The following is a 6,599-nucleotide window of genomic DNA, read 5'->3' on the forward strand; positions in this document are numbered from 1 at the left end:
TCTTTCTACGTTCCCACTTCTCTGGACCCTATGTCTTAGGCGCGCTTAAGTGCGCGCAGTATAGAGCACTTTTTTGTGTATTCGGAATGCATTCTCTAACGGGAATGCGAAAAGGAAAGGGATTCTTTGACTCTTGCTATTCGGGAGATTGGCCGGTGCTGACAGCCCGGTCTCTCCCTGTCGCGGTGCTGACCTGTGCAGTCTGCGGCGTTACTTTCACCAAGCCCCGGAAGCGCGGGCGCTACCCGGCGACCTGCTCGGACGCATGCAAGGCCGAGAGGGGCGCACACGGTGACGTGCGGGTGTCCGAGGGCGCTTCCACCGCTACCGGGTTCCTAGACATGCGCTCGGGTGAGCGTCATTCCTCGGACGACACCGAGAGGGAGTACGACACCCTCTTGAGCGGCGCTGGCGGGGGTTTCACCGTGACGGCTGAGTACGTCCCGGTCGTGGACGGTGCCGGGAACTACGTCCGTGACGATTCGGGCCGCGTTCAGACGCGGTTCCGGAACTACTCAGGCGAGGACAACCTCACCGTGGACATTCCGGCGAAGGACTCCCCGGTGATCGGGCAGGTAGACCTCCCGGCCGACTGGCAGGAGCGCTTAGACGACGGCGAACCGCTCGACCGGTTGCGCATGACGGAATGGCTCGGGCTGCCTATCACGGAGTGGTCTGACGGGTGCTTGTGAGCGCAGAGGCCCGACACCCGTAGGACATTCACGTATGAGTGGAAGAGGGCTAGCCCCAAGCGCGACGGACACCGCTGGCGCGGCCTCTCCCCGCAATCGAAAGGGGGAACCACATGACCAACGCAATGTCTCATTGCGCGCCGGAGACGGCTGACGTTCTGCTGGCAGCCGATGGGCTGCCGAGCGATGCTCTGCAACTCCAAATCAGCCTGTTCGCCAACCTTGTGCAGCACGGCGACCGGCGAGGCTTCACGCCCGCTGAATCGGAACTGCACCATTCGGTGCTCCGGCTGCTGTGCCGAGTTCGGGACATTCACGCTGAGCGCGATAAGGCGCTCAAGCGTGCCGATAGGCAGGCGTTACTCCAAAAGAATTCCAGTGCGAACGCTGGCCTCCGGGCCGAGTTCGACGCGCTGGTCGATAATTGAACCATAACCGAATAGCAATACCCGCGGATTCTGCACAGGGCAGTCACGGCGGTTAGCACGGACTCGGGAAGTGCCCGTTATGGTGCGAAAGGAGAAGCATGGACTTCCGATCTATGGCTGAGGCGGCACTCGACCGCCGCGCGGCTCTGCACGAGACTTACCGCTCGATCCGAGCGAAGCACGACGCCGCTAAGGACGCTGGCAAGAGTGACGCCGCTAAGGCGCACCGGGACCACCTTGACGCGCTTGAGGCCGACATGGACGACCTCGCCGCGGAGGCTCGCCAGTACGTTGAGCAGGCCGAGGCCGAGCAGAACCGGGCCGCTGGCAAGGACCACGCTGAGCGCTCGCACGTCCTGCGGGCTGCGACCCGCACCGAGAGCCGGAACGCTGAGGTTCGCGCTAACGAGCCGCTGCCGGAGGGCCGATCTTTCGCGGACCTGACCGCCAAGCCTGCGAGCCTGCGTGAGTTCGGCGAGTACGCACGTTCGCTGGCCTATGGCGAGAAGCGAATGAGCGAGGACGACCCGACTCAGGGCGGTTACCTCGTCCCGCCGCGCTACGCGGCTGCGGTTCTGGACCTCGCCCGAAACGCGACCCGCGTTATCGAGGCTGGCGCGACCGTCGTTCCGATGGACTCCAACGATGTGACCGTGGCGAAGGTCGTTGGCGATCCTGAGCCTGACTGGCGAAATGAGAAGCAGGCCATTGCGTCCGGTGACCTCGGGCTGGGCGCTCTGAACCTCAAGGCCAAGAGCCTTGCCGTTCTGGTCAAGGCTCCGTTTGAGTTGGTCGAGGACGCCGCCAATCTGGGCGACGTTCTGGGTAATTCGCTCGCTGGCGCTTTCGGCGTGAAGTTGGACCACACAAGCCTCTACGGCTCGGGCGTTGACCCGGAGCCCGCTGGCCTGATTACCGAGGCGCTGAACACGAGCACTTACCCGCTCGCCGGTCTGTCGTCTTGGGACGAGATTATCGCCGCTGTCGCGGACGTTCGCGGTCGCAACTTCGACCCGCGTGCGGCGCTTATGTCTGAGGATAACCTCGCCGCGCTTTCGACCCTGCGGGCTACGGCTGACGGTCAGTACCTGACCCCGCCGCAGTACGTCGAGAACGTGCGCCGCATGTCAAGTGGCAACATGGGCTCTGAGATTGCGGTTGGCGACTTCCGGAACCTCTACATCGGTATTCGGACCTCGTTTGAAATCAAGGTGCTTAATGAGCGGTTTGCCGACACCGGTGAGATTGGTTTCATCGGCTGGCTGCGTGCCGACGTGCAGCAGGCGCGCCCCGGCGCGTTCCACGTTATCTCTCAGGCGACTGCCTGATTCGGTAGCAATTCGTGACCGGTCCTAGGTCGTTATGTCCCTTTCTGCCTAGGGCTGGTCACCACTAAAGCCGGTCTGTGCTCCGCGTCTCAGCGGTGCGGCGCGTTGACGCACCCGGCCCGGTCGGTCCCACGCGATCGGCCACGACTGGCAGACGGGAGGTTCCGCGCGGACCCCAACCCGCAATGGTTCCTTTCCGTCTGTCAGTCCCACAACTTCCGCTCCCCGCAGGAGCGGTTGATTCCGCAGAGTCCTTAGCCTTCTCTCCGTAATCCATGAGTCGGCCTTCGGGCCGGATCACTCGCCCAGGAATGGGCATCCTTTTTGGGTAGGGCGCGGGTAGGTAGCGCGTCGAATGCATCGGGCCTAAGTCACCCGTGGCGCTGCCGCCCGCGTCTGTCAGACTTTCCACCCCGGTGGGCTTCGGCCTGCCGGGGGTTTTTCTGCGTTACGGGGGGTATAGGTTCCGAATATGAATATGGACGTCAATGGTGGCAGCGCCTACGGTGCTGCGCATGACGGCTATCGAGAACCTTCCTGACGACCCGTTTGTTACCTGCCTGTTCGACGCCCCCGGCATTGCGGTATGGCGTCACGACGGCGAGCCGGGAGGCGCGCGCTACGTCGTTGACGTTGTTGAGGGCTTCGTACTTCCCGACGACGCGATCATCGGCGCTATGCGCACGATGCCGGAGGATGCGCCGTTCGTGATCGAACTGACCTAGTTCTAGGCTCGCGTTGTTGGCAATGGATGGTTCGCCATGAATTCCCTCACGTCCTCAACGATCTTCCGCGCGCTCACGTCGACGAGCGCTTCGAAATTGCCGTGTGCTGCGTCATTCCTGTTGATGCCGATCTTCTCGGCAATCCGATCCTCGCTGGGCATTGTGTGCCCGTTATCGCGCAGTTGGTGGACGTATGCGCTCATCTTTCCAGCCTTCGGGTCCTTGCTGACCGGAAGATTCAGCCCGATACAGAGGGCTCGCAAGTACCGCTCAAATACAGCCCCTGCGGCCATGACTGCAAACGGCTCGGGCAGGTCGGTCTCGTTTAGTTGAGCGTCGATGTGCAATAGCCAGTTCTCGAAGTCGTCGGGCGGTGACAGCACCAGTCGAGCCATGCGCAATGACGCGTTGGTTTCACCCGGAACGGCAGCGGAGGTTGCGAGCCACCGGACGAACTGCCGGGGCTGAATGATGCCTACGGCCCGCAACAGGCCAACAAAACTGAACCCCTGCGATATGGCTGTAGCGGGCAGGGTGTACTCAAGCATCTTGGCAGTAGCAAAGTAGCCAAGATTGGCGCGTCGAGAGGCGGTATTGATGAACCCCTGGACCGATCCTCGGCCCATGCGGTTTCCCTTATTGCTCACAAATAGAGGGTCATTGCGTCGGCGTCCGGCGGTTAGGCGCACCAGCCTTTCGGTGAGTTCGGGAAACAGGATTAGGTACGGGCGGCGGCCCGCGCCTTCCATTGGTCGAAAGTGGAGAGTAGCGCCGTCGCTATCTATGTGCAGGTCCGACACGTCACAGGCCAGAATCTCACCCGGTTTGACGGAATAGAACGCAAGCAGAGCAATGATCGCCCAACTCTGATCTTCGACAGTAACGTCGAGCATTCTACGAAGGTCAGGGAGTTTCACGCTCGGCGCGGGTGTATTCCGCGGGCCCGAACGCGGAAGCGACCTTGGCATCGGATTTCGATCCAGAACCGACGAGTCAACGAGCCACCGGTAATAGCCATTCAGGCAGCCGTACCATGGGCGCTGTGAGCCTTTGGAGCCCCCTGCCTCAAGAAGATGGTTCAAGAATCGCGAAATGTCCGTGGTCGTAGCCTTGACAACGTCCACGCCTTCCGATTCACACCATTCGCCGAATTGACGCAGTTTCACCGTGTATTGCTGACGGGTCGAGGCAGCGAAATTCCTGTATCCGAGATAGTGCTCAAATGATGTATCGCGGTCCGCCACGCCCAGCACTCTAGTTCGCGCCTGCCGTTCCGGAGGGAGAAAAGCCCTAACGGCATCGATCGTGTCGACCTCATCAGGTCGCTTGTCGTCGCGGTAGCGGACGCCTCGGGCGAACCGGAAGTGCCACGCCCGCGCGGGTAGTGGATGCCGTACCACCCCGCAAAGTGGGGAGCAAAGTAGGGAACGGTGCTGTTCCGACTTCGGCGGCAACGCCGAAACCCGCTCTGGTGAGCGGGATTGGTGCCCCAGGCAGGAGTCGAACCTGCGACCTTTCGCTTAGGAGGCGGCTGCTCTATCCGCTGAGCTACTGGGGCGGGCCAGGTGCCCATTCGTGTCGAAAACGTTCACCGGCGGTGGTCATCTTGGCAGCAGGCGCCGGACATGACGAATGCTGCCCTGGCCCCGGGGCACCCGTCGAGCCGGGCCGCGCCCTCCCGACGGGGTTCTCGGCGAAGGCAAGGCCAGCACCTCGCCCCACGATGGTGCCGCTCTCCCTCGCCCTGCTGGTGGCGAGCCTGGTCGCGTGGTCGCGCACGACGAGGCGTCTGGGTGCAGCGGACCTGACGTCGACGCGCGTGTGACCTCGCCGTGCGCGAAGGGCTCCTGCGGGAAGGCGGGGCGCTCGTGCGCGCATCGTCGCCATGGTCGGCACTGAGGTCTCCAGGTCTGGCAAGCGGCGTGCCGGGCGACGGCTCGGCGGGGCAGCCGGCGCGTAGCGGCATGCCGCCGGTTTGTCTGGATGCGCTGGTCACAGGGACACTTAAGGATTGAGCCGTACCCTCGGCCGAGCCCGTCCCCGACCTCCTGAGGTGCCCCCGCATGAGCGACGCTGCGCCTGATCTCGAGCAGCGCCATCCCGGCACGCCGAAACGGCGGGGCAAGCCGCGCAAGCGGCACACGGTGGGGAAGGTGCTGCTGGCGACGGTCCTCGTGCTCGCCATGGCGACCGGGCTCGGCACGATCTGGCTCTTCCGCCACCTCGACGGCAACATCAACGTGATCGACGTCGACGACCAGCTGTCCCACCGGCCCGACAAGGTCGACGTCGAGGGCCCGAAGGAGCCGCTCAACATCCTGGTGATGGGCTCCGACAGCCGCGACTGCGCGGGCTGCAACATCGACAACCTCACCGGCGGTGGGCAGCGCTCGGACACCACGATCCTGGTGCACGTCTCCGCCGACCGGCAGCGGGCGTACGGCATCAGCATCCCGCGCGACTCGATGGTCGACCGGCCCGAGTGCACGACCGAGGACGGCGAGTCCATCGCGGGTGCCGACTACGTCATGTGGAACGAGGCGTTCGGCCTCGGTGGTCCGGCCTGCACCATGCAGCAGTTCGAGCAGCTCACCGGCGTCCGCCTCGACCACTTCGTCGTCGTGAACTTCGAGGGCTTCAAGGACATGGTCGACGCCGTCGGCGGCGTCGAGATGTGCATCCCGCAGCCCATCTCCGACCCGGCGCACGGCATCAACATCGAGGCGGGCACCCGCGAGCTCGAGGGCGCCGAGGCGCTCAACTACGTCCGCGCCCGCTACTCCATCGGCAACGGCTCCGACACCGGCCGGATGAAGCGCCAGCAGGCGTTCATCGCGTCGATGACCAACAAGGTGGTCTCGGCCGGCACGCTGGCCCGCCCGGACCGGCTGGTGAAGTTCCTGAACGCCGCCACCAGCTCGCTCACCGTCGACCCCGACCTGGAGGGCCTGATGAAGCTCGCCGACCTGGGACTCCAGTTCCAGAACACCGGCCTGGACAAGATCCAGTTCATCACCATCCCGAACCAGCCGGACCCGCAGGACCCGAACCGCCTCGTGTGGGTGGAGCCGCAGGCCCAGGAGGTCTGGGACAAGATCGCCAACGACGCGCCGCTGACCAAGAAGCTGAGCCAGGACGTCATCTCCGCCGACGACCTGCCCGGCTCCGGGTCGTCCTCGCAGGGCCCCTCGAACGAGGCCGACAAGCAGGCGCTCGCCGACGCCGGGCTGTGCACGTGAGGCCCCGCCGGTGACCGAGAGGAAGTCGCTGTCGGACTGGGAGCGCCGCAAGCGGCGGGCCGAGGTCTTCGGCGACGCCCTGCCGGACACCACACGCGACGAGCGGGACGACCGGCCGAGGCGGGACGACCAGAACGACCGGTGGCTGCGGGAGCAGGTGCCCCCGCACCACGGCGGCTGACGAGGG

The 6,599-nt window shown here is 64.3% G+C and carries 7 protein-coding genes and 1 tRNA gene; 6 read left to right on the top strand and 2 right to left on the bottom strand.

What is annotated here, in order from left to right; all coding sequences use genetic code 11:
* Window positions 1-302 precede the first annotated feature (302 nt).
* From ACYQ0U_RS22340 to ACYQ0U_RS22355, 4 genes are all read left to right on the top strand, one after another.
* Window positions 303-692, top strand: a complete 390-nt coding sequence (locus tag ACYQ0U_RS22340) for a hypothetical protein (RefSeq protein WP_459976089.1) — start codon at window positions 303-305, stop codon at window positions 690-692.
* A 113-nt stretch (window positions 693-805) separates the two neighbouring features.
* A complete protein-coding gene (locus tag ACYQ0U_RS22345) occupies window positions 806-1,120 on the top strand; it encodes a hypothetical protein (protein ID WP_459976090.1) in 315 nt (104 codons plus the stop codon).
* A 98-nt stretch (window positions 1,121-1,218) separates the two neighbouring features.
* The gene (locus ACYQ0U_RS22350; RefSeq protein WP_459976092.1) at window positions 1,219-2,448 is read left to right on the top strand and encodes a phage major capsid protein; all 1,230 of its coding nucleotides are present in this window, start codon (window positions 1,219-1,221) and stop codon (window positions 2,446-2,448) included.
* 515 nt (window positions 2,449-2,963) lie between these two features.
* The gene (locus tag ACYQ0U_RS22355) at window positions 2,964-3,173 is read left to right on the top strand and encodes a hypothetical protein (RefSeq protein ID WP_459976093.1); all 210 of its coding nucleotides are present in this window, start codon (window positions 2,964-2,966) and stop codon (window positions 3,171-3,173) included.
* Window positions 3,174-3,175: 2 nt separating this feature from the next.
* Here the strand turns inward: ACYQ0U_RS22355 and ACYQ0U_RS22360 are convergent, their stop codons facing one another.
* Window positions 3,176-4,417: a tyrosine-type recombinase/integrase gene (locus ACYQ0U_RS22360; protein ID WP_459976094.1), complete on the bottom strand. Its 1,242-nt coding sequence runs from the start codon at window positions 4,415-4,417 to the stop codon at window positions 3,176-3,178.
* 238 nt (window positions 4,418-4,655) lie between these two features.
* A tRNA-Arg gene (locus tag ACYQ0U_RS22365) sits at window positions 4,656-4,731 on the bottom strand.
* A 505-nt stretch (window positions 4,732-5,236) separates the two neighbouring features.
* Here ACYQ0U_RS22365 and ACYQ0U_RS22370 point away from each other — a divergent pair.
* Both ACYQ0U_RS22370 and ACYQ0U_RS22375 read left to right on the top strand, forming a co-directional pair.
* On the top strand, window positions 5,237-6,412 hold the full coding sequence (locus ACYQ0U_RS22370; RefSeq protein ID WP_459976095.1) for an LCP family protein: 1,176 nt from the start codon (window positions 5,237-5,239) through the stop codon (window positions 6,410-6,412).
* Window positions 6,413-6,422: 10 nt separating this feature from the next.
* Window positions 6,423-6,593 (top strand): hypothetical protein, encoded by a 171-nt coding sequence (locus tag ACYQ0U_RS22375; RefSeq protein ID WP_459976096.1) that lies wholly within the window; start codon window positions 6,423-6,425, stop codon window positions 6,591-6,593.
* Window positions 6,594-6,599: the final 6 nt, after the last annotated feature.

It is taken from the genome of Nocardioides pyridinolyticus (assembly GCF_054653575.1).